The organism is Streptomyces daghestanicus (assembly GCF_020521275.1).
GTDB classification, from domain to species: Bacteria; Actinomycetota; Actinomycetes; order Streptomycetales; family Streptomycetaceae; genus Streptomyces; species Streptomyces griseoviridis.
Map to the genome: position 1 here is coordinate 1,262,431 of NZ_BNDX01000008.1, position 23,948 is coordinate 1,286,378.

A 23,948-nucleotide genomic window follows, 5' to 3' on the forward strand; every position below is an offset into this window, starting at 1 on the left:
TGATCCGAACGGCGGGCCCAGGGCCTGTCGTTCGGATCAGGTCACGGGGAAGCGGCTGCGCCTTCCTCGCGCCGGTGAGCGGGGCCTGGTGCGTGCGGATGCAAGGCGGAGGAGGGAATCGACGCGGAGCGTCCGCGAGTGACGACAACGCGGCAGGTGCGCGCGCCAGGCCCCGCGTCCGCGGCGTGCTCCGAACGACAGGCCCTACCGCCGGCGCAGGTCCGCGACCCTCGCCCGCTGCTCCGGCCCGGTGCCCTGGTCGCCCAGGGACGCGGCCGGACGCAGCCCCGGTGCCGTGCCGGGGACCTGGCGACGCGGGCCGGGAAGGGGCACGTCCCGGCGCTGCTGACGCGCCGGGCCGGCATCACCCCCCGGGCTTCCCTGGCCCGCGGCTCCCCCCGACGCACCGGCCACGGCGATCTGTACGCCCTGATCGGCCAGGGCCTGGAGTTCGGTGCCGGCCCGGTCGTCGTGACCGGGTGGCTCGTCCGTCACCAGGCGGGTGATCAGCTCGGTGGGCACGGTCTGGAACATCGTGTCGGTGCCCAGCTTGGTGTGGTCGGCCAGGACCACGACCTCGGCGGCGGCCTGGACCAGCGCGCGGTCCACGGAGGCCGACAGCATGTTGGACGTGGACAGCCCCCGCTCGGCGGTCAGACCGCTGCCCGACAGGAAGGCCTTGGAGACCCGGAGGCCCTGGAGGGACTGCTCGGCACCGCTGCCGACGAGGGCGTAGTTCGACCCCCGCAGGGTGCCGCCGGTCATCACGACCTCCACCCGGTTGGCGTGGGCGAGGGCCTGGGCGACCAGCAGCGAGTTGGTGACGACGGTCAGGCCGGGCACCCGGGCGAGCCGGCGGGCCAGCTCCTGGGTGGTGGTTCCCGCCCCCACCACGATGGCCTCGCCCTCCCCCACGAGGCCCGCCGCGAGATCGGCGATGGCCGTCTTCTCGGCGGTCGCGAGATGGGATTTCTGCGGAAAGCCGGACTCCCGCGTGAAGCCGCCCGGCAGTACCGCACCGCCGTGCCGGCGGTCGAGGAGTCCTTCTGCCTCCAGTGCGCGCACGTCCCGCCGTACGGTCACTTCGGAGGTCTGGACGACGCGGGCGAGTTCACGGAGCGACACGGCCCCGTTCGCTCGCACCATTTCGAGGATCAATTGGCGACGTTCTGCAGCGAACACGAAACTGACAGTAACCCCAGCGACCGTCTGCTTTCAGCAGTTTGCGGCGAATAACAGAAGTTGTTCGCACCGGGTCATGCGAAGTGGTATAGAACCCCGGACGCGAGGGTTCGCTCCCGGGAACCGCGTGGCTTCAGGCGGGCTCCCCCGCCTGCCGGGTGTGCAGCTGCCGGGCCACCTCCGCGATCGATCCCGACAGGGACGGGTACACCGTGAAGGCGTTGGCGATCTGCTCGACCGTCAGGTTGTTGTCGACGGCGACCGAGATGGGGTGGATCAGTTCCGAGGCGCGCGGGGCGACGACCACGCCGCCGACCACGATGCCGGTGCCGGGGCGGCTGAAGATCTTGACGAAGCCGTCCCGGATGCCCTGCATCTTGGCGCGCGGGTTGCGCAGCAGCGGCAGCTTCACCGACTTGGCGTCGATCTTGCCGGCGTCGACGTCGGCCTGGGTGTAGCCGACGGTGGCGATCTCCGGGTCGGTGAAGACGTTGGAGGAGACCGTCTTCAGGTTCAGCGGGGCCACCGCGTCGCCCAGGAAGTGGTACATGGCGATCCGGCCCTGCATCGCGGCGACCGAGGCCAGCGCGAAGACGCCGGTCACGTCACCGGCGGCGTAGACGCCGGGGGCGGAGGTGCGCGAGACCCGGTCGGTCTTGATGTGCCCGGAGTCCTTGAGCCGGACGCCGGCCTCCTCCAGGCCCATGCCCTCGGTGTTCGGGATGGCGCCGACCGCCATCAGGCAGTGCGAGCCGGTGATGACCCGGCCGTCGGCGAGGGTGACCTCGACGCGGTCGCCGACGCGCTCGGCGGACTGGGCGCGGGAGCGCGCCATCACGTTCATGCCGCGGCGCCGGAAGACGTCCTCCAGGACGGCGGCGGCGTCCGGGTCCTCGCCGGGCAGCACCCGGTCGCGGGAGGAGACGAGGGTGACCCGGGAGCCCAGCGCCTGGTAGGCGCCGGCGAATTCGGCGCCGGTCACACCGGAGCCGACGACGATCAGTTCCTCGGGGAGTTCGTCGAGGTCGTAGACCTGCGTCCAGTTGAGGATGCGCTCGCCGTCCGGGCGGGCGTCGGGCAGCTCGCGCGGGTGGCCGCCGGTCGCGATCAGCACGGCGTCCGCGGTGAGCGTCTCCTCGCTGCCGTCGGCGGCGCGCACCACGACCTTGCGGGAGCCGTCGAGGGCCTGCATGCCCTCCAGCCGGCCGCGCCCGCGCATGACCCGGGCGCCGGCCCGGGTCACGGAGGCGGTGATGTCGTGCGACTGGGCCAGCGCGAGGCGCTTCACGCGGCGGTTGACCTTGCCGAGGTCGACGCCGACCACCCGCGCGGACTGCTCCGCCGGCGGGGTGTCGTCGGCGACGATGATGCCCAGCTCCTCGTAGGAGGAGTCGAAGGTGGTCATCACCTCGGCCGTGGCGATGAGGGTCTTCGACGGCACGCAGTCGGTCAGCACCGACGCCCCGCCCAGACCGTCGCAGTCGACGACGGTCACCTCCGCGCCGAGCTGCGCGGCGACCAGCGCCGCTTCGTATCCGCCGGGTCCGCCACCGATGATCACGATCCGAGTCACGTACTCCATTGTCCCGTACGCCCCGCCCGGCGACCGCCCCGGGGGCCCGGCCGATACGCCCCCGTGATCCGGAAGAGGCCGTACCCTCTCCCCATGTCGCTCTACGCCGCGTACGCCGGCAACCTCGACGCGCGGCTGATGTCCCGCCGCGCCCCGCACTCGCCGCTGCGCGCCACCGGCTGGCTGAACGGGTGGCGGCTGACCTTCGGCGGCGAGCAGCTCGGCTGGCAGGGCGCCCTGGCCACCCTCGTGGAGGACCCGTTCTCCCAGGTCTTCGTCGCCCTCTACGACATCGCCCCGATGGACGAGGACTCCCTGGACCGCTGGGAGGGCGCGGGCCTGGACATCTACCGCCGCGCCCGGGTCCGGGCCCACACCCTGGAGGGCGAGGAGGGCGCCTGGACGTACGTCCTGAACGCCTACGAGGGCGGCCTGCCCTCGGCCCGCTACCTCGGGGAGCTGGCCGACGCCGCCGAATCCGCCGGCGCCCCGCACGACTACGTCATGGAACTGCGCAAACGGCCCTGCTGACCGGTGCCCGGGGAATCGGGTGCGAACCCGTCACCTCCACCATCTACGCGCGTAGGCCCAAAGCGGCTACCCTCGTCCGCGTGAACGCATCTCTTCTTCCGGACGACCTCCAGGGCGACCCGTACGCCGCCGCCGACGCCGCCGCGGCCCGCCTGCGCGAACTGACGGGCGCCGAGACCCACGACGTCGCCCTCGTGATGGGCTCCGGCTGGGCCCCCGCGGTGGACGCCCTGGGCGCCCCCGACGCCGAGTTCCAGGTCACCGAGCTGCCCGGCTTCCCGCAGCCCGCGGTGGAGGGGCACGGCGGCAAGGTCCGCTCGTACTCCGTCGGTGACAAGCGCGCCCTGGTCTTCCTCGGCCGCACCCACTACTACGAGGGTCACGGCGTGGCCTCCGTGGCGCACGGGGTGCGGACGGCCGTCGCGGCCGGCACCAAGACGGTCGTGCTGACCAACGGGTGCGGCGGTCTGCGCGAGGGCATGCGTCCCGGTCAGCCGGTGCTGATCAGCGACCACATCAACCTCACCGCCACCTCCCCCATCGTCGGCGCGAACTTCGTCGACCTGACCGACCTGTACTCCCCGCGGCTGCGGGCGCTGTGCAAGGAGGTCGACCCGACGCTGGAGGAGGGCGTCTACGCCCAGTTCCCCGGCCCGCACTACGAGACGCCGGCCGAGATCCGGATGGCCCGGGTGATCGGCGCGGACCTGGTCGGCATGTCGACGGTCCTGGAGGCCATCGCGGCGCGGGAGGCGGGGGCCGAGGTGCTGGGCATCTCCCTGGTCACGAACCTCGCCGCGGGGATGACGGGCGAGCCGCTCAACCACGAGGAGGTCCTCCAGGCCGGGCGGGACTCGGCGGCCCGGATGGGCTCGCTGCTGACGCAGGTGCTGGGCCGGCTGTAGTCGCCGCGGCCTCACCCGGGGGCTCCGTCCCGCCGGGCTCCCGGACGGCCGGGGGTTCCGGGCGCGGAGCCCCCGGGAACGCGCGCCCCCGACGGACCGAAAGCGAAAGGACTCCCGTGCACACCGATGTCATCGCCGCCGCCAGGACCTGGCTGGCCGAGGACCCCGACCCGGAGACCCGCGCCGAGCTCTCCGCCCTCATCGACGCCGAAGACGTCACCGAACTCACCGCCCGCTTCGCCGGCACCCTCCAGTTCGGCACCGCCGGCCTCCGCGGCGAGCTGGGCGCCGGCCCGATGCGCATGAACCGCGCGGTCGTCGTCCGCGCCGCCGCCGGGCTGGCCGCGTACCTGAGGAAGCAGGGCCACGACGGCGGCCTCGTCGTCGTCGGCTACGACGCCCGGCACAAGTCGTACGACTTCGCCCGCGACACCGCCGCCGTCATGACCGGCGCGGGCCTGCACGCGGCCGTGCTCCCCCGCCCGCTGCCCACCCCCGTGCTGGCCTTCGCCGTCCGGCACCTCGGCGCGGTCGCCGGTGTGGAGGTCACCGCCAGCCACAACCCGCCCCGCGACAACGGCTACAAGGTGTACCTCGGCGACGGCTCCCAGATCGTGCCGCCCGCCGACGCGGACATCGCCGCCGAGATCGACGCCGTGGGCTCCCTGCACGACGTACCGCGCCCGGAGGCCGGCTGGGACGTCCTCGACGACGCCGTCCTCGACGCCTACCTCGCCCGCACGGACGCCGTGCTCGCCCCCGGCTCGCCCCGCACGGCCCGCACCGTCTACACGCCGATGCACGGCGTCGGCCGCGACACCCTGCTCGCCGCCTTCGCCCGCGCCGGTTTCCCGGAGCCGGTCCTCGTCGCCGAACAGGCCGACCCCGACCCGGACTTCCCGACCGTCGCCTTCCCCAACCCGGAGGAGCCCGGCGCGATGGACCTCGCCTTCGCGACGGCCCGCGCCGCCGCCCCGGACCTGGTCGTCGCCAACGACCCGGACGCCGACCGCTGCGCCGTGGCGGTGCCCGACGGCACCGGCTGGCGGATGCTCCGCGGCGACGAGGTCGGCGCGCTGCTCGCCGCCCACCTGGTGCGGCGCGGGGCGCGCGGCACCTTCGCGGAGTCGATCGTCTCCTCCTCGCTCCTCGCCCGCATCGCGGAGCGGGCCGGCCTGCCCCACACCGAGACCCTCACCGGCTTCAAGTGGATCGCCCGCGCCGAGGGCCTGCGCTACGGCTACGAGGAGGCCCTCGGCTACTGCGTCGACCCGGACGGCGTCCGCGACAAGGACGGCATCACCGCGGCGCTCCTCGTCACGGAGCTGGCCTCGGTCCTGAAGGCGGAGGGCCGCACGCTCCTCGACCTCCTCGACGACCTCGCCGTCGCCCACGGCCTGCATGCCACCGACCAGCTCTCGGTGCGGGTGGAGGACCTCACCGTCATCGCCGACGCGATGCACCGGCTGCGGACGCGTCCGCCGGCCGCGCTGGGGGGCCTGCCGGTGGTCCGCAGCGAGGACCTGGCGCACGGCGCGGACGGGCTGCCGCCCACCGACGGGCTGCGGTACACCCTGGACGGCGCCCGCGTCATCGTCCGCCCGAGCGGCACCGAACCGAAGCTGAAGTGCTACCTGGAGGTGGTCGTCCCCGTCGCCGACCGCGCCGGGCTGCCCGCGGCCCGGACCGCGGCGGCGGACCGGCTGGCGGCCGTCAGACGCGACCTGGCCACCGCAGCCGGACTCTGACCCACCACAGGCCAGGTCGTCCCCGCCGCCGACCGCACCGGACCGCCCACGGCCCGGACCACGGCGGCGGGGGCGGGGGCGGCCGGCGGCCGTCAGACACGACCCGACCACCACAGCCGGACCCTGACCCACCACAGGCCGCCCGCCCCTCCCCCCAGGAGCGGGCGCCCCGGCACCCGGTCAGCCGGTGGCGGCCAGCACCGCCAGCAGCACCGCCCCGGCCACCGCGGGCGCGATGATCTCGTAGGCCCATCGGACGCCGATCTCGCCCCCGGCCGTCCCGCTGGTCCCCTCCCGGGCCGCCAGCAGGGAGCGCAGCTCGTCCATCACCTTGTCGCCCTCGGCCCGCACCGGCCCGTCATCGGCCTCGGCGGCGGTCCGCCGGCCGGCGAGCCCGAAGCCGGCCCGCCCGGCCGGCTTCCGGCCGTCCGCCGCCGTCCGCCGCGCCTCGCGCTGGGCCGCCCGCTTGCGGGCGCGCAGCGACACGGGCACGGCCCACAGCTGGTACTTCGCGCCGGTGTCGGCGACGACCTCGTTGGAGTAGCCGGAGCGCAGCGCGCCGACCCGCTCCCAGGGCAGCACGACGACGCGCAGCGGGTTGCGCACGCGCAGCCGCTCCTCGTCCGCGAAGACGGCAGGCCGCAGGGTGTAGGCGGTCACCAGCGGCACCACGAGCAGCAGGGCGGCGAGCGCCAGCCACGGGGTGCGGCCCTCGCCCGCCACCAGCGCGTCGATGCCGAGCCACAGCGCGATGGCGAGCAGCAGCACCCCGCCGGCGATGCCCGCGGACGAGCGGTAGATCCGGTCCTGGGACGCGGGCGCCGGGGGCCGCGGCGCGGGCGGGGGGTGCTCCGGGGTGGTCATGCTGCCGATTGTGCCCGACGCCGGCCCGGCGCCCGCCCGGGGGCTCACCCGCCCGGTGCCGCTCCGGGGGCTGTACAGCCGCTACGCGCGTAGATATGCTCGGCTGGTGACCATGCCCACCACCGCACCCGCACCGGGGTCCACCGCATCCGTACCGGGACTCGCCGACGTCACCGCCTCCGACAGCACCCTGCGCCGTTTCCTGCACGGGCTGCCCGGGGTCGACGCGGTCGGCCTGGAGGCGCGCGCCGCCGCGCTCGGCACCCGGTCCATCAAGACGACCGCGAAGGCGTACGCCCTCGACCTCGCCATCTCCATGGTCGACCTGACGACGCTGGAGGGCGCGGACACCCCGGGCAAGGTCCGGGCGCTCGGCGCCAAGGCGGTCCGCCCCGACCCGGCCGACCGCGCCACCCCGTCCACCGCCGCCGTCTGCGTCTACCCGGACATGGTGCCGGCCGCCAAGGAGGCCGTCGCCGGCTCCGGCGTCAAGGTCGCCTCGGTGGCCACCGCGTTCCCGGCGGGCCGCGCCTCCCTAGCCGTGAAGCTGGCCGACGTGCGCGAGGCGGTCGCGGCGGGCGCCGACGAGGTCGACATGGTCATCGACCGCGGCGCGTTCCTCGCGGGCCGGTACCTGAAGGTGTACGAGGAGATCACGGCCGTGAAGGAGGCGTGCGGCACGGACGCCCGCCTGAAGGTCATCTTCGAGACCGGCGAGCTGTCGACGTACGACAACATCCGCCGCGCGAGCTGGCTCGGCATGCTGGCCGGCGCCGACTTCATCAAGACGTCGACCGGCAAGGTGGCGGTCAACGCAACGCCCGCCAACACCCTCCTCATGCTGGAGGCGGTCCGGGACTTCCGCGCCGCCACCGGCGTCCAGGTGGGCGTGAAGCCGGCCGGCGGCATCCGCACCGCCAAGGACGCGGTCAAGTTCCTCGTCCTGGTCAACGAGACGGCGGGCGCGGACTGGCTCGACAACCACTGGTTCCGCTTCGGCGCCTCCTCGCTCCTGAACGACCTGCTGATGCAGCGCCAGAAGCTGGCCACCGGCCGCTACTCCGGCCCCGACTACGTGACGGTGGACTGATCACCATGGCACCTGTTTTCGAGTACGCACCGGCGCCCGAGTCCCGCGCCGTCGTCGATCTCGCGCCGTCCTACGGCCTGTTCATCGACGGCGAGTTCACCGAGAGCGCCGGCGGCGACCTGGTCAAGACGGTCAGCCCGGCCACCGAGGAAGTGCTCGCCGAGTACACCCGGGGCACGGCGGAGGACGTCGACCGCGCCGTCCGGGCCGCCCGCAAGGCGTTCGAGACGTGGTCGGCGCTGCCCGGCGCCGAGCGCGCGAAGTACCTCTTCCGCATCGCCCGCGTCATCCAGGAACGCAGCCGTGAGCTGGCCGTCCTGGAGACACTGGACAACGGCAAGCCGATCCGGGAGACCCGCGACGCCGACCTCCCCCTGGTCGCCGCGCACTTCTTCTACTACGCCGGCTGGGCCGACAAGCTCGGCCACGCGGGCTTCGGCCCGGACCCCCGCCCCCTCGGCGTGGCCGGCCAGGTCATCCCCTGGAACTTCCCGCTGCTGATGCTGGCGTGGAAGATCGCCCCGGCCCTGGCGGCCGGCAACACGGTCGTGCTGAAGCCCGCCGAGACGACCCCGCTCTCCGCCCTGTTCTTCGCGGACATCTGCCGCCAGGCGGGGCTGCCGAGGGGCGTGGTCAACATCGTCACCGGTGACGGCGCCACCGGCGCCGCGCTGGTCGCCCACCCCGACGTGGACAAGGTGGCCTTCACCGGCTCCACCGCCGTCGGCAAGGAGATCGCCCGCACGGTCGCCGGCACGGCCAAGAAGCTCACGCTGGAGCTGGGCGGCAAGGGCGCCAACATCGTCTTCGACGACGCCCCGGTCGACCAGGCCGTCGAGGGCATCGTGAACGGCATCTTCTTCAACCAGGGCCAGGTCTGCTGCGCGGGCTCCCGCCTGCTGGTGCAGGAGTCGGTCCACGACGAGGTGCTGGACGCGCTCAAGCGCAGGCTCTCCACCCTGCGCCTGGGCGACCCGCTGGACAAGAACACGGACATCGGCGCGATCAACTCCGCCGAGCAGCTCGCCCGTATCACCGCGCTGGCCGACCAGGGCGAGGCGGAGGGCGCCGAGCGCTGGTCCCCGTCCTGCGAACTGCCCTCCTCGGGCTACTGGTTCGCCCCGACGGTCTTCACCGGCGTCACCCAGGCGCACACCATCGCCCGTGACGAGATCTTCGGCCCGGTCCTGTCGGTGCTGACCTTCCGCACCCCGGACGAGGCGGTCGCCAAGGCCAACAACACCCCGTACGGCCTGTCGGCGGGCATCTGGACCGAGAAGGGCTCCCGGATGCTCGCCGTGGCGGGCAGGCTGCGCGCGGGCGTCATCTGGTCCAACACGTTCAACAAGTTCGACCCGACCTCGCCCTTCGGCGGCTACAAGGAGTCGGGCTTCGGCCGCGAGGGCGGCCGCCACGGCCTGGAGGCGTACCTCGATGTCTGAGCGACTGTCCGTACTCAAGACCTACAAGCTGTACGTCGGCGGGAAGTTCCCGCGTTCGGAGAGCGGCCGGGTGTACGAGGTGACCACGAGGACATCAGCCGCTGACGCGGCGGGGAAGGGCGCGTGGCTGGCGAACGCCCCGCTGGCCTCCCGCAAGGACGCCCGCGACGCGGTGGTCGCCGCCCGCAAGGCGTTCGGCGGCTGGTCCGGCGCGACGGCGTACAACCGGGGCCAGGTCCTCTACCGCGTCGCGGAGATGCTGGAGGGCCGCCGGGCGCAGTTCGCCCGGGAGGTGGCGGCGGCCGAGGGTCTGCCGAAGTCCAGGGCGGCCGAGCAGGTGGACGCCGCGATCGACCGCTGGGTCTGGTACGCGGGCTGGACGGACAAGATCGCCCAGGTGCTCGGCGGCGCCAACCCGGTGGCGGGCCCGTACTTCAACCTGTCCTCCCCGGAGCCGACCGGCGTGGTGGCGGTCCTGGCCCCCCAGGAGTCGTCCCTGCTGGGCCTGGTCTCGGTCGTCGCGCCCGTGATCGCCACCGGGAACACGGCGGTCGTGGTGGCCTCCGAGAGGTCCCCGCTGCCCGCCCTCTCCCTGGCCGAGGTCCTCGCCACCTCCGACGTCCCCGGCGGAGTCGTCAACCTCCTGTCCGGCCGTACGGCGGAGATCGCCCCGGCCCTCGCCGCCCACCAGGACGTCAACGCGATCGACCTGGCGGGCGCGGACCCGGCCCTGGCGAAGGAACTGGAGGTGGCCGCGGCCGACAACCTCAAGCGCGTCCTGCGTCCACACCCTGTGGACGACTGGACCGCGACCCCGGGCCTGGACCGCATGACGCCCTTCCTGGAGACGAAGACGGTGTGGCACCCGACGGGGGCGCTGGGGGTGTCCGGGTCGTCGTACTGACCCGCTGCCCGGATGCGCGTCCGGGCGCCCGGCGCGGCCCGCCCCTCGACGGTGTCAGCCGCCCAGCACCCCTGTCAGCTGCCCCACCACCGGCACGCTGCCGAGGGACGGGGCCTGGGCGACGGGGCGGGTCAGGGCCGTCGACGTCAGGGGCTGGAAGTCGGCGACCTGGGTGCCGACGCCGTTGTCCAGGGGGTCGACGCCCGTGCCGGCCAGCGGGTTGGGCTTGAGGCCGGAGACCGGACCGGTGACGTAGGGCAGCGCGGCGGCGGTGGCCTGGAGGCCGGCCTGCGGGTCGATCGTGCCGAGAGAGGACGGACGGGCGTGCAGCACGCCCGCGACCGTCTCCGTCTCGTCGGCGCAGGCCGCTCCCGCTCCCGCCCCCAGGGCCACGCCGGCGGTCGCGAGGGCGACCAGGGCGCGCGGGACGGACGGGGTGCGGGGGGACGCGTGTCGGGCCATCGCTGCTGCCACCTCTTGCTGGGGAGTACCGTCACGGTACTGCCGAGAGTAATCGGGTCGACGCGAAGCGTAGTTGACGTGTGACGCGCGCTTCAAAGCCGACCCGCGGGGTCGAACAGCGGCCGTTCGATGCCGCACACTGGTCTCCCGTGAGCTCCCATCCGCCCATACCCACCCGAGTCGTGCTGCTCTGCGGCCCCTCCGGCTCCGGCAAGTCCCTCCTCGCGGCCCGCTCCGGCCTCCCGGTGCTGCGGCTCGACGACTTCTACAAGGAGGGCACCGACCCGACGCTGCCGCTGGTGGCGGGGAGTTCCGACATCGACTGGGACCACCCCGGCTCCTGGGACGCGGACACCGCCGTCGCCGCCATCACGGAGCTGTGCCGCACGGGCCGTACCGTCGTGCCGGTCTACGACATCGCGCTCAGCGCGCGCACCGGTGAGGAGAGCGTCGACATCGGGCGGACACCGCTGTTCATCGCGGAGGGCGTCTTCGCCGCCGAGATCGTGACGCGCTGCCGCGACCTGGGGGTCCTGGCCGACGCGCTCTGTCTGAGCCGCGGCCCCCTGACCACCTTCCGCCGCCGTTTCCTGCGGGATCTGAAGGAGGGCCGCAAGTCGGCGCCGTTCCTGCTGCGCCGGGGCTGGCGGCTGATGCGCCAGGAGCGGTCGATCGTGGCCCGCCAGACCGCGCTCGGTGCCCACGCCTGCGACCGGGACGAGGCGATGGGCCGGCTGGCCGCCGCGGCGGCGGGGCGCTGCGCGACGACCCGGACGCCGGCCTGACGGACGTACGCCCGCGGGCCCGTACACGGCGAAGCGGGACTGGATGGACCCCCCGGCCCCCCAGTCCCGCTTCTTCCCCCGTGTCCCCCGTATCCCCCGTACTTCCCCCGTGTCCCCCGTTTCTTCCTTTCCCCCGTGTCCCCCGTGGTGTTCCCCCCGTGAGTAAGAGCCCGGTCCCCGCCCCCTGATACACCCGGACCCCTACTTTTTTTCCGCCCCCCCTCGGGCCGGTCAGGCGACCAGTTCGCCGAAGGCGTCCTCGTGGTCCCGGCCGAAGCTGAGGACCTCGTCGTCGCGCAGCCGGCGCAGCGAACGCCAGATGCTCGACTTCACCGTGCCGACGCTGATGCCGAGGATGCCGGCGATCTCCGGGTCCGTGCGGCCCTCGTAGTAGCGCAGGACCAGCATGGTGCGCTGGAGTTCGGGCAGCCGGGCCAGCGCCTGCCACAGGACCGTGCGCAGTTCGGTGCCGCGCATCGCGTCCGTGCCGCCGGGCGTCTCCGGCAGTTCCTCGGTCGGGTACTCGTTCAGCTTGCGGCGGCGCCACGCGCTGATGTGCAGGTTGGTCATGGTGCGGCGCAGGTAACCGCCGACCGCCGCCTTGTCGCTGATCCGGTCCCACGCCCGGTAGGTCGAGAACAGCGCGCTCTGCAGCAGGTCCTCGGCCTCGAAGCGGTCACCGGTCAGGTGATAGGCGGTGGCGTACAGGGAGGCGCGGCGCTCCTGGACGTAGGCGGTGAACTCCGCCTCCGACAGCGAGCGTCGCTCCCCCGGCTCCTCCCCGTGCGCCGTCCCCCCCTGGGACTCCCCCGTCCTCGCGTCGACCACCGACATGTACGCCGCCGGATGCTGACGCCCGGTCCCGCGAGCGCACCCCCGCCCTCCCGCACGCTCGAACAGACCCGCGTGGGAGGTACCCCCGTCGGGGCCGGACTTCTCACGGCCCCAGGCCCCGTTCACGTCGTGCAGACGCGTGATCACTGCGCTGGTGCTGGTGCGAGTCAGCGTGTTCATCATGCGCCCCCCGTCGTGGAGTTCCCGGTGTCCGGCTTGCGGTCCCGCTGTCGTGCTTGTGCCGAGAATCCTGCCGACGCCACTTCATCGCCGTGTCCGCCGACTGTCACAGACCTGTCACAGCGGCCGGTCAGGCCGGAACCACAGGCCCGGCACAGAATCCCGGGGCAGGAGAACCCGCTCGACCGCCCACCCCGTCGAACCCCGGCCCCTCCATAGGCCAGAATGAGCCCGTGCCTTCCCTGTTGCTGATCGAGGACGACGACGCCATCCGCACGGCCCTGGAGCTCTCTCTGACGCGCCAGGGCCACCGGGTGGCCACGGCTGCCAGCGGTGAGGACGGTCTGAAGCTGCTGCGCGAGCAACGGCCGGACCTGATCGTGCTGGACGTCATGCTGCCCGGCATCGACGGTTTCGAGGTGTGCCGGCGCATCCGGCGCACCGACCAGCTGCCGATCATCCTGCTGACCGCGCGCAACGACGACATCGACGTGGTCGTCGGCCTGGAGTCCGGCGCCGACGACTACGTCGTCAAACCGGTGCAGGGACGCGTCCTCGACGCCCGCATCCGGGCCGTACTGCGGCGCGGGGAGAGGGAGTCCAGCGACTCGGCGACCTTCGGCAGCCTGGTCATCGACCGCTCCGCGATGACCGTCACCAAGAACGGCGAGGACCTCCAGCTCACGCCGACCGAGCTGCGCCTCCTCCTCGAACTGAGCCGGCGGCCCGGACAGGCGCTCTCCCGGCAGCAGTTGCTGCGGCTGGTGTGGGAGCACGACTACCTCGGCGACTCGCGGCTGGTGGACGCCTGTGTGCAGCGGCTGCGCGCCAAGGTCGAGGACGTGCCGTCGTCCCCGACGCTGATCCGTACCGTGCGGGGCGTGGGCTACCGGCTGGACCCGCCTCAGTGACCTCGGTGACACAGGAACGGCCGGCCGGTGCCCGCGGCTGGTCCGCGGCGCGCAAGGGCGTCCGGTCGCGGCTGCGCCTCACCAGCCTGCGGCTGCGGCTGGTCGTCGTCTTCGGCCTGGTGGCGCTCACCGCCGCCGTCTCCGCGTCCGGGATCGCGTACTGGCTCAACCGGGAGGCCGTGCTCACCCGCGCCCAGGACGCCGTGCTCGGCGACTTCGAGCAGGAGATGCGCAACCGGGCCGGCTCGCTGCCGGAGCACCCCACCCAGGACGAGTTGCAGCACACGGCCGGTCAGATGGCCAACAGCAGCCAGCGCTTCGGCGTGCTGCTGGTCGCCGAGGACAGCACCGGGAAGACCGTGTACGGCAGCGCGGGCGAGCCGGCCGGGTTCTCGCTGGCGGACGTGCCCGCGTCGCTGCGTACGGCGGTGGACCGGAAGCAGAAGGTCACCGGTGCCAACAAGTCTGCGTACCACCTCTACTGGCAGCGGATCAGTGTCGACGACACCCCGTACCTGGTGGCGGGCAGCCGGGTGATCGGCGGCGGGCCGACCGGGTACATGCTCAAGTCGCTGGAGCCGGAGGCCAAGGACATCGACTCGCTGGCCTGGTCGCTGGGGATCGCGACCGCGCTGGCGCTGATCGGCTCCGCGCTGCTCGCGCAGGCCCTCGCGACCACCGTGCTCAAGCCCGTGCACCGGCTGGGCACCGCCGCCCGCCGGCTCGGCGAGGGCAAGCTGGACACCCGGCTGCGGGTCTCCGGCACCGACGAACTCGCCGATCTGTCGCGGACGTTCAACAACGCGGCGGAGTCGCTGGAGAAGCGGGTCGAGGACATGGCCGCGCGGGAGGCGTCGTCCCGGCGGTTCGTCGCGGACATGAGCCACGAGCTGCGTACGCCGCTGACCGCGATCACGGCCGTCACGGAGGTGCTGGAGGAGGAGCTGGACGCCGACGGCGGCACCATCGACCCGATGATCGAGCCCGCCGTGCGGCTGGTGGTCAGCGAGACCCGGCGGCTGAACGACCTCGTCGAGAACCTGATGGAGGTCACCCGCTTCGACGCGGGCACCGCCCGGCTGGTCCTGGACGACGTGGACGTCGCCGACCAGATCACCGCCTGCGTCGACGCCCGCGCCTGGCTGGACGCCGTCGAGCTGCAGGCGCCGCGCGGCATCCACGCCCGGCTCGACCCGCGCCGCCTCGACGTCATCCTGGCCAACCTGATCGGCAACGCCCTCAAGCACGGCGGGTCGCCGGTGCGGGTCTCCGTGCGGGCGGCCGAGGACGCGGTGGTGATCGCCGTCCGCGACCACGGGCCGGGCATCCCGGAGGACGTCCTGCCGCACGTCTTCGACCGGTTCTACAAGGCCAGCGCCTCCCGGCCGCGCTCCGAGGGCAGCGGCCTCGGCCTGTCGATCGCCCTGGCCAACGCGCACATCCACGGCGGCGAGATCACGGCCGGCAACTCCCCGGACGGCGGGGCGGAGTTCACGCTGCGGCTGCCCCGGGACGCGTCGGAGCTGGCGGAACGGGACGCCGAGGACCCCCGGGGCGGACGCGGGGCCAAGGACGCGAAGGGACAGGGCTGAGCTGATGACCGTACGCCGCCTGCTGGCGCTCCCCGTGCTCGCCGCGACCCTCGCCGGGTGCGGCATCCGGGCCACCGAGGTGCCGACGGACTTCGGGCCCGCGCCCTCCCGGGTGCGCTGCTCGCTCGCCGAGCCGGACGCGGCGGCCCGGGACACCACCACCGGCACGGCCGTGCGGGTCCTGCTGCTCTGCGGCTCGTCGCTGGTGACGGTGGAGCGGACGGTACGGGTGCCGGACGGCACCCCGGGCGCCGAGCGCCGGGTCCTGGTCGCCAAGGGGCTGCTGGCCCAGCTCTCCGCGCCGCCCTCGGCCGCCGAGACGGAGGCCCGGTACACCACCGACGTGCCGGGCGGGATCACCGTGTCGGGGCCGCGCGCGGGCGACCCCGCGGGCACCCTGCGGCTGAGCACCGCGCCCGGCGACCTCACCTCGTACGCCCTCGCCCAGGTCGTCTGCACCGTCGCCGGGTCCGAGGCGGCCGAGGACGACGGCTCGGTGATCCTCGCCGGGCCGGACGAGCGGGCGCCGCGCCGGTACACGTGCACGGACGAGGTCCGCACCCGGCCGGGCAGCAACGAACCGCCGTCCGCCGTGGTCACCGGGGGCTGACGGCGGGGGCCCGGCCGCGAGGTGTGGCGCATGACTCACCCGTCCGGGGGAGACTCCGGAACCGCGCGCGCCGGGCGCCGCGTCTACGGGGGCGTGCAGCGTCAAGGGTTCTCCGGCGGCAGCGCCGCGCTCCGCATCCGCGCGACGGGAGGCGTCCTCCTGGTCGCGCACCTCGTGGTCGTCGCCTGGCTCACGCTGCGTCCGCTGGACGTCCCCTGGGTGACGCCCGCCAATCCGCGTCCCTTCGCGGGCATCCGCGCCGAGGCCGCGCTGGGCTGGCCGGAGGCGGTCCGGTGCATCGGCGGGGGCCTCGGGCTGCTGGCGCCGCTGGGGGTGCTGCTGCCGATGGTGGACGGGCGGACCGTCGTCTCGGCACCGGCCTCGCTGCTGCGCTGCACCGCCGCCGGCGCCCTGCTGTCGCTGGGCATCGAGCTGCTCCAGACCGGGGTGCCCGGCCGGGTCGCCGACATCGACTCCCTGCTGCTGAACACCCTGGGCGTGGCCCTGGCGCACCTCGCCGTGGTGCCGGCGGGCCGGGCCTGGCTCCGTCGCAGGGCCGGGGCCGGGCGGCCCGGGGCCGTACCGCAGGAGGAGCCCTCTCAGGGTCGGACCCCGACGATTCCCAGGGTCGGGATCGCCCCGTAGAGCGATGCTTCGCCCTGTTCGTCCCCGTAGCGTGGAAGGCAGATGAGGCGACCGACGGGGGCGCCTCGGACCGACGCTCACGAAGGAGCCGCCATGTCCCGCCTTGCCCGCCCGACCCACGGCCGCATGATCGGCGGGGTGTGTGCCGCGCTGGCGCGGCGCTTCGGCACCTCCGCGACCACCATGCGCGTCGTCTTCCTGGTCTCGTGCCTGCTGCCCGGCCCGCAGTTCCTGCTCTACCTGGCGCTGTGGATCCTCCTCCCCTCGGAGGAGAAGGCGGCCCGCACGGCCTGGTGACACCTCCGCGAGGAGTTCTCCCTCCGGTACTGGTACGCCGACGGGGCGCACCCGGCACGGACCGGGTGCGCCCCGTCGGCACGTCGGGAGGGGCGGGCTCAGCCGCCGAGCGGCAGGCCGTTCACCGGCAGACCGCCGGTGGGCAGGCCGCTCAGCGGGAGGCCGCCGAGCAGTCCGGCGACCGGCTTGGTCGGCCCGTGTGCCAGCTGCTCGGCGACGAGCTGCTCGACGACCGGCTGCGCGGCGGTCAGACCGGTGCCGGCGGCGCGCCGCCCCGCGTCGAGGGCGTTGCCCGCGCCGGGCGCGGCCTGGGCGACGGTCTCGGCCGGGAGCGTCCGGGCGACGCCGTCGGCCGTCTGGGCGAGGTCCGGGACCGCGGGGGCCGCACTGGCGGCACCCGCGCCGGCGGCGGCGAAGGCGGCACCGAGAACGGCGACACCGAGGGTCTTGGCAGCAGACTGCTTCATGAAATGCGTCCTCGAAACGGTTCGTCGGGGATGAGAGCGGTCCTCGACCGTAAACACGCGCCGTCACCGGCCGCAAACATCGAAATGCGAACGAATGGTGAAAGCCGATTCGCGCCCTCGAAGACCGATCACCGCCTCCGCCCACCCGTTCCCCGCGTCACCGCAGGCCGGAGCGGTCTACTGGAACAGCCATTCGGACTTCAGCTCGGCATATCCGGGCTTGATCACGTCATTGATCATGGCCAGTCGTTCATCGAAAGGGATGAAGGCCGATTTCATCGCATTGACGGAGAACCATTGGAGGTCGTCGAGCGTGTAACCGAACGCTTCGACAAGGTGCTCGAATTCCTGGCTCATGCTGGTGTGGGACATCAGCCGATTGTCGGTATTCACCGTGGCCCGGAAATGCAGCCGGCGCAGCAGCCCGATGGGGTGCTCGGCGTACGAGGACGCCGCCCCGGTCTGGAGGTTGGAGCTGGGGCACAGTTCCAGCGGGATGCGCTTGTCCCGCACGTAGGAGGCGAGCCGTCCGAGCTTCACCGTGCCGTCGTCGTGGACCTGGATGTCGTCGATGATGCGCACCCCGTGCCCGAGCCGGTCGGCGCCGCACCACTGGAGCGCCTGCCAGATGGACGGCAGCCCGAACGCCTCGCCGGCGTGGATGGTGAAGTGGTTGTTCTCCCGCTTCAGGTACTCGAAGGCGTCGAGGTGCCGGGTGGGCGGGTAGCCGGCCTCGGCGCCGGCGATGTCGAAGCCGACGACGCCGAGATCGCGGTGGCGGTTGGCGAGTTCGGCGATCTCCAGGGAGCGGGCGGCGTGCCGCATGGCGGTGAGCAGGGCTCCGACCCGGATGCGGTGCCCGGCCTCGCGGGCCCGCCGCTCCCCCTCCCGGAAGCCCTCGTTGACCGCCTCGACGACCTCCTCCAGGGTGAGGCCGCCCTCCAGGTGCTGCTCGGGCGCGTACCGCACCTCGGCGTAGACGACCCCGTCGGCGGCGAGGTCCTCGGCGCACTCGGCGGCCACCCGGACCAGCGCGGCACGGGTCTGCATCACACCGACGGTGTGCGAGAAGGTCTCCAGGTACCGCTCCAGCGAACCGGAGTCGGCGGCCTGGCGGAACCAGCGCCCGAGCCGGTCGGGATCGGTCTCGGGGAGCGCCGGGTAGCCGCTCTCGCGGGCGAGGTCGACGACGGTCGCGGGGCGCAGCCCGCCGTCGAGGTGGTCGTGCAGCAGAACCTTGGGCGCCCGGCGGATCCGGTCCGGCGTCGGGGACTTCGCGGTGGTCTGGCTCGTCATTTCCGCACTCTAACTCCTACGCGCGTAGATCGGGAGGGTGCGCGGGACCGGGCGGCCCGCGCGGCACCGGACCCGGCCGATACGTAACGGTGACCGCGCATACGGATGGCGGACACCCGCGCTTCTGACACTGTTCTGCCATGGCACAACAAGCGACGCCGGTGCGCGAGGCCCGGCTGGGGCGGGCGCTGGGTCCGCAGACGGCGGCGGTGAGCGGGGTGGCGGTGCTGCTCCCGGCGGGCGACGAGGTCTCCGGCCGCAGACCGTCCCCCGTGCTGGCGGCAACCTCGGTGCGGGCGTGGGGGCGGCGGCTGACGCGGGCGGGCCGCGACGAGGGGCTGGCCGCGCACGTCGTGCACTACCGCTACCGAGGGTGGAACGGCAGCGAGGCGCACCTCGCCCGGGACGCCGCCTGGGCCGCCGGGGAGGCCGTACGGCGCTACGGCGACGTCCCGGTCTGCCTGATCGGCGTGGGCATGGGCGGGCGGGCGGCGCTGCGCGCGGGCGGGCACGAGGCCGTCAACTCGGTCGTGGCGGTCGCCCCCTGGCTGCCGGAGGAGGACATGGCGGCGCCGCCCGAACCGGTGAAGCAGCTCTCCGGGCGCCGGGTGCTGATCGTGCACGGCACGGACGACGGGCGCTGCGACCCGGAGCTGTCGTTCCGGCTGGCGGCGCGGGCGAAGAAGGCGAACCGGGACGTGTGCCGGTTCGAAGTGCACTCCGACGGGCACGCTTTGCGTCACTTCCGGGACGAAGTGGCCGCGCTGGTGGAGGACTTCGCGATGGGTGCGCTGTTCGGCCGCCCGTTCTCCCGCCCGGTGACGGACGCGCTCGCGGCGCCGCCGCCGCTGGGGCTGCGGATGCCGCTGGCGGTGGGGTTCGGCAAGACGCTGCGGTGACGCCGCAGCGGTGCGGGGTCCGCCGGCGGGTGCGGGCGGCTCCACGGCCGGTCGCGCCGTGCCCGCGCCCGTCACGGCAGCAGACGGCCGCGCCGTGAGAGCAGGAACTCCTTGAAGGCGGCGACCGGGGGTGTGTCCGTCCGCCCCGCCAGCCAGGCCACGCCGATCTCCCGGACCGCGCGCGGTGCGGTGACCGTCAGTTCGGCGACTCCGGGGCGGGGCACGGCGGGCGGCGGGAGCAGGGCGACGCCCAGGCCCGCCGCGACCAGGCCGCGCAGCGTCTCCGCCTCCTCGCCCTCGAAGGCCACCCGGGGCCGGAACCCGGCCTCCTCGCACACCGCGTCCGTGATGCGGCGCAGCCCGTAGCCGGGTTCCAGGGTCACGAAGGGCTCGTCGGCGGCCTCCGCGAGCCGGACCCGGCGCCGGGCGGCCAGCCGGTGGTCGGCGGGGACGACCAGGCGCAGCCGCTGCTCGTCCAGGCGGCGGCCGACGAGGTCCGGGGCGTCGGGCACCGGGGAGGTCAGGCAGAGGTCCAGTTCGCCGGCGCGCAGCCGCTCCAGCATGGCCTCGCCGTAGTTCTGGACGAGGCTGAAGCGGACGCGGGGGTGGTCGGCGCGGAAGGCGTGGATCAGTCCGGGGACGGTCTCGACACCGAGGGTGTGCAGGAACCCGAAGGCGACCTTGCCGGTGGTGCGGTCGGCGTCGGCGCGGACCGCGTCGGCGGCCCGCTCGATCTCGGCGAGGGCGCGTTCGACGGAGGCGAGGAAGGTGTGCCCGGCGGGGGTGAGGGAGAGGGTGCGGCCGTGCCGGGCGAACAGGTCGACGCCGAGGTCCTGTTCGAGGCGGGCCAGTGCCCGGGAGAGGGTCGACTGGGGGACGTTCATCTCCCGCGCGGCACGGGTGACGTGCTCGGTGCGGGCCACGCCGGCGAAGTGCGCGAGGCGTGGCGCGAGCAGCGCGACGATGTCTTCTGTGTCACTGTCCCGTGACAGCCGCCGCTGTGAGCTTCGCTGATGCGCCATGGGAACGATTATGGACGTTCCGTGCATTGGACGGATGAGTGCGGGGCTCCTACGGTCGTGGGCATGACTCCCGCCGATACCGGGGCGTCCACCACCGTGGGCGCCGCCGCACCCGTCGCCGATGTTCCCGACTCGCGTGTGGCCCCGGGCGGGCCCGGCTACCGCCGCATGAGCTTCGCCCTGTTCCTCGCGGGCGTCGCCACCTTCGCGCTGCTGTACTCCACGCAGGCCCTGCTGCCGCTGATCTCCGGTGACCTGGGGGTGTCGGCGGGCGACGCGAGCTGGACGGTGGCCGCCGCGACCGGCGGTCTGGCGGTGTTCGTCCTCCCGATGAGCGCCCTGTCGGAGCGGTTCGGCCGGCGTACGGTCATGACGGCCGCGCTCGCGGTCGCGGTGACCGTCGGACTGCTGGTGCCCTTCGCCCCCTCGCTGCCGGCGCTGGTCGCGCTGCGCGCGGTGCAGGGCGCGGCGCTGGCCGGGCTGCCGGCCTCGGCGACGGCGTACCTCGCGGAGGAGGTCACCCCGAAGGCGCTGGTGACGGCGATCGGCCTGTTCGTCGCGGGCAACAGCGTGGGCGGCATGAGCGGCCGGGTGATCACCGGCTGGGTCGCGCAGGAGTGGGGCTGGCGGGTGGCCGTCGGCGTGATCGGCGTGGTGGCCGTGGGGTGTGCGGTGGCGTTCCGGATGCTGCTGCCGAGGCCGCGGCACTTCCGCCCGGGGTCGCTGCGCCCGCGGGTCCTCGCCGGGACCGTCCGCGACCACCTCTCCGACCCGCTGCTGCGGCGCCTGTACGCGATCGGCGCCCTGTTCATGACGGTCTTCGGCGGCGTCTACACGGTGATCGGCTACCGCCTGACCGGGGACCCGTTCTCGCTGCCGCAGGGCATCGTCGGCTCGATCTTCCTCGTGTACCTGGTCGGCACGGTCTCGGCGTCCACGTCGGGCCGGCTGGTGGGCCGGCTGGGACGGCGCGGGGCGCTGTACCTGGCGGGCGGCACCACGGCGGCCGGTCTGCTGCTGTCGCTTGCGGACACCCTGCCGCTCGTCCTGCTGGGCCTGGTCCTGATCACGGCGGGCTTCTTCGCGGGGCACTCGGTGGCCTCCTCGGCGGTCAGCCGGACGGCGACGCACGGCCGGGCACAGGCGTCGGCCCTGTACCAGTCGGCGTACTACATCGGTTCCAGCGTGGGCAGCACGGCCGGCGCGACGGCCTTCCACGCCGGGGGCTGGCCGGGGACGGTCGGCGTCGGGCTGGTGGCGATGGCGGGCGTCGTGGCGATCACGCTGCTCGGCACGCGGGCGGCCCGCCGGCAGGCCGCGCGGGTTCCCGCGACGGCCTGACCTCCCCCGCCCCCGGCCCGCCCCCGACCTGCCGCCCTGCCTCCCCGCGCCCCTGACCTGCTGCTTTCCGCACTCTGCGCGCCATTGTCGGTGCGCTGCGGTAGCTTCCGGAGTGCGGGGCGCGAAGACGCGCGCGGCAGGACTCCACAGGGGTGGGTGGACGATGACCAACGGCACGGCGGCGCCGGAGCTGGACGCGGCACTGGAGAAGCACCGGGTCGAGCTGACCGGGTACTGCTACCGGATGCTCGGCTCCTCCTTCGAGGCGGAGGACGCGGTCCAGGACACCCTGGTCCGCGCCTGGCGGAGCTACGACAAGTTCGAGGGCCGCTCCAGTCTCCGCTCCTGGCTGTACCGCATCGCGACCAACGTCTGCCTGGACATGCTGAGCGCGGGCAGCAAGCGGGCGCGGCCGATGGACCTGACGGAGGCCACCCCGCTGGCCCGGGCGGTCCTGTCGCCCCGGCCGGACCACACCTGGCTGGAGCCGATGCCGGACGCCCGGATGCTGCCGGCGGCCGACGACCCCGCGGAGGCCGCGGTGGCCAAGGAGTCGGTGCGGCTCGCCTTCATGGCGGCCCTCCAGCGGCTGCCGCCCAAGCAGCGGGCGGTGCTCATCCTGCGCGAGGTGCTCGCCTGGCGGGCGAGCGAGGTCGCCGAGCTGCTCGGCACCACGGTCGCGTCGGTCAACAGCGCGCTCCAGCGGGCCCGCGCCACGCTGGCGGAGCGGGACGGCGAGGGCCCCGCCGGGGAGGTGTCCGACCCGCTGGACGAGGAGCAGCGCAAGCTCCTCGACCGGTACGTGGCCGCGTTCGAGGGGTACGACATGACGGCCCTGACCGCGCTGCTGCACGAGGACGCGGTGATGACGATGCCGCCGTTCGACCTGTGGCTGGCGGGTCCGGCGGACATCACGGGCTTCATGACCACGATCGGCGCGTCCTGCGCGGGCTCGCGCCTGGTGCCGGTCCGGGCCAACGGGCTGCCGGCCTTCGCGCACTACAAGCCGGACCCGGAGGCGGGCGGCTTCTCGCCGTGGGCGGTGCAGGTGCTGGAGATCTCAGCGGGCCGCATCACCGGGTTCCACTGCTTCCTCGACACCGCGCGCTGGTTCCCGCTGTTCGGCCTCCCCCTCCACCTCGAAGCGGAGGCCGACCAGAGCGAGTAGGGCGCGCAGGGCCGGATCGGGAGCGCGCAGTCTGATCCGGCCCCCGTGGCGCAGCGCGGCCAGCTGGAGCCGGGCCAGCACGTCGACCGCGGCGAGCCCGGGCGGCCCCAGCCCGCCGACGTCGCAGACGACCACCCCGGCCCGGGTGGCGTCCAGCAGCGCGCGTACGTCGGCGCAGAGCCGGGGCAGGGTCTGGCGGGAGACGGGCCCCGGCAGCGCGAGCACGGCAGGTGTCTCGGCATCCACGCCCCGGTAGACCGGGGTCCGGGGCGGAACTCATCGGCGCCGGCGCGCTCAGGCCCGGGTGGGCAGGGTGAGGATCTCGGCGCCGTCCTCGGTGATGGCGATGGTGTGCTCGCTGTGGGCCGTGCGGCAGCCGGTGGCGCTGCGCAGGGTCCAGCCGTCGTCGTCGGTGACGAGCGTGGCGGTGTCCGCCATGACCCACGGCTCCAGGGCGAGCAGCAGGCCGGGGCGCAGGGGGTAGCCGCGGCCGGGGCGGCCGGTGTTCGGGACGTGCGGGTCCTGGTGCATCGTGGACCCGATGCCGTGCCCGCCGAACTCGGTGTTGACCCGGTATCCGGCCTCCTTCAGGACGGTGCCGATGGCGTGCGAGAGGTCGCCGATGCGGGCGCCGGGCCCGGCGGCGGCGATCCCGGCGGCCAGCGCGCGCTCGGTCGTGTCGATCAGCTTCACGCTCTCCTCGGGCCGCGCCTCGCCCACCAGGAAGCTGATGGCGGCGTCCGCGGCGACCCCGCCGAGGGAGACGGCGAGGTCGAGGGTGAGCAGGTCGCCGTCGGCGAGGGTCTGGTTCCGCGGCCGTCCGTGGAGCACGGCGTCGTTGACGGCCGTGCAGATGTAGTGCCCGAAGGGGCCGCGGCCGAAGGAGGGCGCGTAGTCGACATAGCAGGACGTGGCGCCGGCGTCGAGGATCATCTCCTTGGCCCAGCGGTCGATGTCGAGGAGGTTGGTGCCGACGGTGCTGCGGCCCTTCAGCGTGTGCAGGATGTCGGCGACCAGCGCGCCGGTGTCCCGCGCGCGGTCCAGCAGGGTGGGGTTGAGGATCTCGATCACGCGTCGGCGCCTTTCACACGCTTCCAATAACTATACCGGCCATACTATACCGGTATTTGAATGGCCCGCACGGAAGACCGGCGTTGACCTGGGCATGCCTGGTGTCAGAGGGTTCGCTGTATGCCCCAC

The 23,948-nt window shown here is 73.8% G+C and carries 25 protein-coding genes; 15 read left to right on the forward strand and 10 right to left on the reverse strand.

Features of this window, described 5'->3' with window-relative positions; all coding sequences use genetic code 11:
* Nucleotides 1-204: 204 nt before the first annotated feature.
* Together Sdagh_RS15085 and Sdagh_RS15090 are read right to left on the reverse strand one after the other, a co-directional pair.
* Nucleotides 205-1,182 carry a DeoR/GlpR family DNA-binding transcription regulator gene (locus Sdagh_RS15085; RefSeq protein ID WP_190076748.1) on the reverse strand — a complete coding sequence of 326 codons (978 nt, stop codon included), beginning with the start codon at nt 1,180-1,182 and terminating at the stop codon, nt 205-207.
* A 133-nt stretch (nt 1,183-1,315) separates the two neighbouring features.
* Complete coding sequence (locus Sdagh_RS15090) at nt 1,316-2,764, reverse strand: NAD(P)H-quinone dehydrogenase (RefSeq protein WP_189417492.1); 1,449 nt, start codon at nt 2,762-2,764, stop codon at nt 1,316-1,318.
* 84 nt (nt 2,765-2,848) lie between these two features.
* Between Sdagh_RS15090 and Sdagh_RS15095 the strand changes: the two genes are divergently transcribed.
* The 3 genes from Sdagh_RS15095 (at nt 2,849) to Sdagh_RS15105 (ending at nt 5,939) form a co-directional block, all read left to right on the forward strand.
* On the forward strand, nt 2,849-3,286 hold the full coding sequence (locus Sdagh_RS15095) for a gamma-glutamylcyclotransferase family protein (RefSeq protein ID WP_189417494.1): 438 nt from the start codon (nt 2,849-2,851) through the stop codon (nt 3,284-3,286).
* 80 nt (nt 3,287-3,366) lie between these two features.
* Nucleotides 3,367-4,191 (forward strand): purine-nucleoside phosphorylase, encoded by an 825-nt coding sequence (locus Sdagh_RS15100; protein ID WP_189417497.1) that lies wholly within the window; start codon nt 3,367-3,369, stop codon nt 4,189-4,191.
* Nucleotides 4,192-4,307: 116 nt separating this feature from the next.
* The gene (locus tag Sdagh_RS15105; protein WP_190076747.1) at nt 4,308-5,939 is read left to right on the forward strand and encodes a phospho-sugar mutase; all 1,632 of its coding nucleotides are present in this window, start codon (nt 4,308-4,310) and stop codon (nt 5,937-5,939) included.
* 180 nt (nt 5,940-6,119) lie between these two features.
* On the opposite strand, the gene Sdagh_RS15110 is transcribed toward Sdagh_RS15105, so the two are convergent.
* Nucleotides 6,120-6,803 carry a PH domain-containing protein gene (locus tag Sdagh_RS15110; RefSeq protein ID WP_189417503.1) on the reverse strand — a complete coding sequence of 228 codons (684 nt, stop codon included), beginning with the start codon at nt 6,801-6,803 and terminating at the stop codon, nt 6,120-6,122.
* 112 nt (nt 6,804-6,915) lie between these two features.
* On the opposite strand from Sdagh_RS15110, the gene deoC reads away from it, so the two are divergent.
* From deoC to Sdagh_RS15125, 3 genes are read left to right on the forward strand one after another with little or no spacing between them, the layout of a single operon-like run.
* Nucleotides 6,916-7,893, forward strand: coding sequence for a deoxyribose-phosphate aldolase (gene deoC / locus Sdagh_RS15115; protein ID WP_190076770.1), 978 nt, complete (start codon nt 6,916-6,918; stop codon nt 7,891-7,893).
* 5 nt (nt 7,894-7,898) lie between these two features.
* Nucleotides 7,899-9,335 (forward strand): aldehyde dehydrogenase family protein, encoded by a 1,437-nt coding sequence (locus tag Sdagh_RS15120; protein ID WP_189417506.1) that lies wholly within the window; start codon nt 7,899-7,901, stop codon nt 9,333-9,335.
* On the forward strand, nt 9,328-10,239 hold the full coding sequence (locus Sdagh_RS15125; RefSeq protein WP_189417509.1) for an aldehyde dehydrogenase family protein: 912 nt from the start codon (nt 9,328-9,330) through the stop codon (nt 10,237-10,239). The genes Sdagh_RS15120 and Sdagh_RS15125 overlap by 8 nt, the downstream gene beginning before the upstream one ends.
* 54 nt (nt 10,240-10,293) lie before the next feature.
* Here Sdagh_RS15125 and Sdagh_RS15130 read toward each other — a convergent pair whose 3' ends face one another.
* Entirely contained in the window at nt 10,294-10,701 is a 408-nt protein-coding gene (locus Sdagh_RS15130; protein ID WP_189417511.1) for a hypothetical protein, read from the reverse strand.
* Nucleotides 10,702-10,781: 80 nt separating this feature from the next.
* On the opposite strand from Sdagh_RS15130, the gene Sdagh_RS15135 reads away from it, so the two are divergent.
* Nucleotides 10,782-11,486 (forward strand): uridine kinase family protein, encoded by a 705-nt coding sequence (locus Sdagh_RS15135; protein ID WP_189417513.1) that lies wholly within the window; start codon nt 10,782-10,784, stop codon nt 11,484-11,486.
* A 231-nt stretch (nt 11,487-11,717) separates the two neighbouring features.
* On the opposite strand, the gene Sdagh_RS15140 is transcribed toward Sdagh_RS15135, so the two are convergent.
* Nucleotides 11,718-12,500, reverse strand: coding sequence for a SigE family RNA polymerase sigma factor (locus tag Sdagh_RS15140; protein ID WP_190076769.1), 783 nt, complete (start codon nt 12,498-12,500; stop codon nt 11,718-11,720).
* 233 nt (nt 12,501-12,733) lie between these two features.
* On the opposite strand from Sdagh_RS15140, the gene afsQ1 reads away from it, so the two are divergent.
* The 5 genes from afsQ1 to Sdagh_RS15165 all read left to right on the forward strand — a co-directional run bounded on the left by afsQ1 (nt 12,734) and on the right by Sdagh_RS15165 (nt 16,555).
* Nucleotides 12,734-13,411 carry a two-component system response regulator AfsQ1 gene (afsQ1, locus tag Sdagh_RS15145; RefSeq protein ID WP_024883374.1) on the forward strand — a complete coding sequence of 226 codons (678 nt, stop codon included), beginning with the start codon at nt 12,734-12,736 and terminating at the stop codon, nt 13,409-13,411.
* A 5-nt stretch (nt 13,412-13,416) separates the two neighbouring features.
* The gene (locus Sdagh_RS15150; protein WP_190008486.1) at nt 13,417-15,003 is read left to right on the forward strand and encodes an ATP-binding protein; all 1,587 of its coding nucleotides are present in this window, start codon (nt 13,417-13,419) and stop codon (nt 15,001-15,003) included.
* 4 nt (nt 15,004-15,007) lie between these two features.
* A complete protein-coding gene (locus Sdagh_RS15155; protein ID WP_189417518.1) occupies nt 15,008-15,613 on the forward strand; it encodes a hypothetical protein in 606 nt (201 codons plus the stop codon).
* A 93-nt stretch (nt 15,614-15,706) separates the two neighbouring features.
* Nucleotides 15,707-16,258 (forward strand): VanZ family protein, encoded by a 552-nt coding sequence (locus Sdagh_RS15160; RefSeq protein WP_189418020.1) that lies wholly within the window; start codon nt 15,707-15,709, stop codon nt 16,256-16,258.
* A 93-nt stretch (nt 16,259-16,351) separates the two neighbouring features.
* Nucleotides 16,352-16,555 (forward strand): PspC domain-containing protein, encoded by a 204-nt coding sequence (locus Sdagh_RS15165; RefSeq protein ID WP_189417520.1) that lies wholly within the window; start codon nt 16,352-16,354, stop codon nt 16,553-16,555.
* A gap of 98 nt (nt 16,556-16,653) precedes the next feature.
* Here Sdagh_RS15165 and Sdagh_RS15170 read toward each other — a convergent pair whose 3' ends face one another.
* A complete protein-coding gene (locus tag Sdagh_RS15170) occupies nt 16,654-17,022 on the reverse strand; it encodes an ATP-binding protein (RefSeq protein ID WP_189417522.1) in 369 nt (122 codons plus the stop codon).
* Between the two features lie 177 nt (nt 17,023-17,199).
* Nucleotides 17,200-18,318 (reverse strand): adenosine deaminase, encoded by a 1,119-nt coding sequence (locus Sdagh_RS15175; RefSeq protein WP_189417525.1) that lies wholly within the window; start codon nt 18,316-18,318, stop codon nt 17,200-17,202.
* Between the two features lie 140 nt (nt 18,319-18,458).
* Here Sdagh_RS15175 and Sdagh_RS15180 point away from each other — a divergent pair, with 140 nt between their 5' ends.
* Nucleotides 18,459-19,217: an alpha/beta hydrolase family protein gene (locus Sdagh_RS15180; RefSeq protein WP_189417527.1), complete on the forward strand. Its 759-nt coding sequence runs from the start codon at nt 18,459-18,461 to the stop codon at nt 19,215-19,217.
* A 71-nt stretch (nt 19,218-19,288) separates the two neighbouring features.
* Here the strand turns inward: Sdagh_RS15180 and Sdagh_RS15185 are convergent, their stop codons facing one another.
* Complete coding sequence (locus tag Sdagh_RS15185; protein ID WP_190076746.1) at nt 19,289-20,239, reverse strand: LysR family transcriptional regulator; 951 nt, start codon at nt 20,237-20,239, stop codon at nt 19,289-19,291.
* A 63-nt stretch (nt 20,240-20,302) separates the two neighbouring features.
* Here Sdagh_RS15185 and Sdagh_RS15190 point away from each other — a divergent pair, with 63 nt between their 5' ends.
* Together Sdagh_RS15190 and Sdagh_RS15195 are read left to right on the forward strand one after the other, a co-directional pair.
* The gene (locus tag Sdagh_RS15190; RefSeq protein ID WP_189417531.1) at nt 20,303-21,580 is read left to right on the forward strand and encodes an MFS transporter; all 1,278 of its coding nucleotides are present in this window, start codon (nt 20,303-20,305) and stop codon (nt 21,578-21,580) included.
* A 163-nt stretch (nt 21,581-21,743) separates the two neighbouring features.
* Nucleotides 21,744-22,748 (forward strand): sigma-70 family RNA polymerase sigma factor, encoded by a 1,005-nt coding sequence (locus Sdagh_RS15195; protein ID WP_189417533.1) that lies wholly within the window; start codon nt 21,744-21,746, stop codon nt 22,746-22,748.
* Here the strand turns inward: Sdagh_RS15195 and Sdagh_RS15200 are convergent.
* Complete coding sequence (locus tag Sdagh_RS15200; RefSeq protein WP_226535137.1) at nt 22,641-22,973, reverse strand: STAS domain-containing protein; 333 nt, start codon at nt 22,971-22,973, stop codon at nt 22,641-22,643. The genes Sdagh_RS15195 and Sdagh_RS15200 overlap by 108 nt on opposite strands.
* A gap of 69 nt (nt 22,974-23,042) precedes the next feature.
* Nucleotides 23,043-23,819, reverse strand: a complete 777-nt coding sequence (map, locus tag Sdagh_RS15205; RefSeq protein WP_189417539.1) for a type I methionyl aminopeptidase — start codon at nt 23,817-23,819, stop codon at nt 23,043-23,045.
* Nucleotides 23,820-23,948 lie beyond the last annotated feature (129 nt).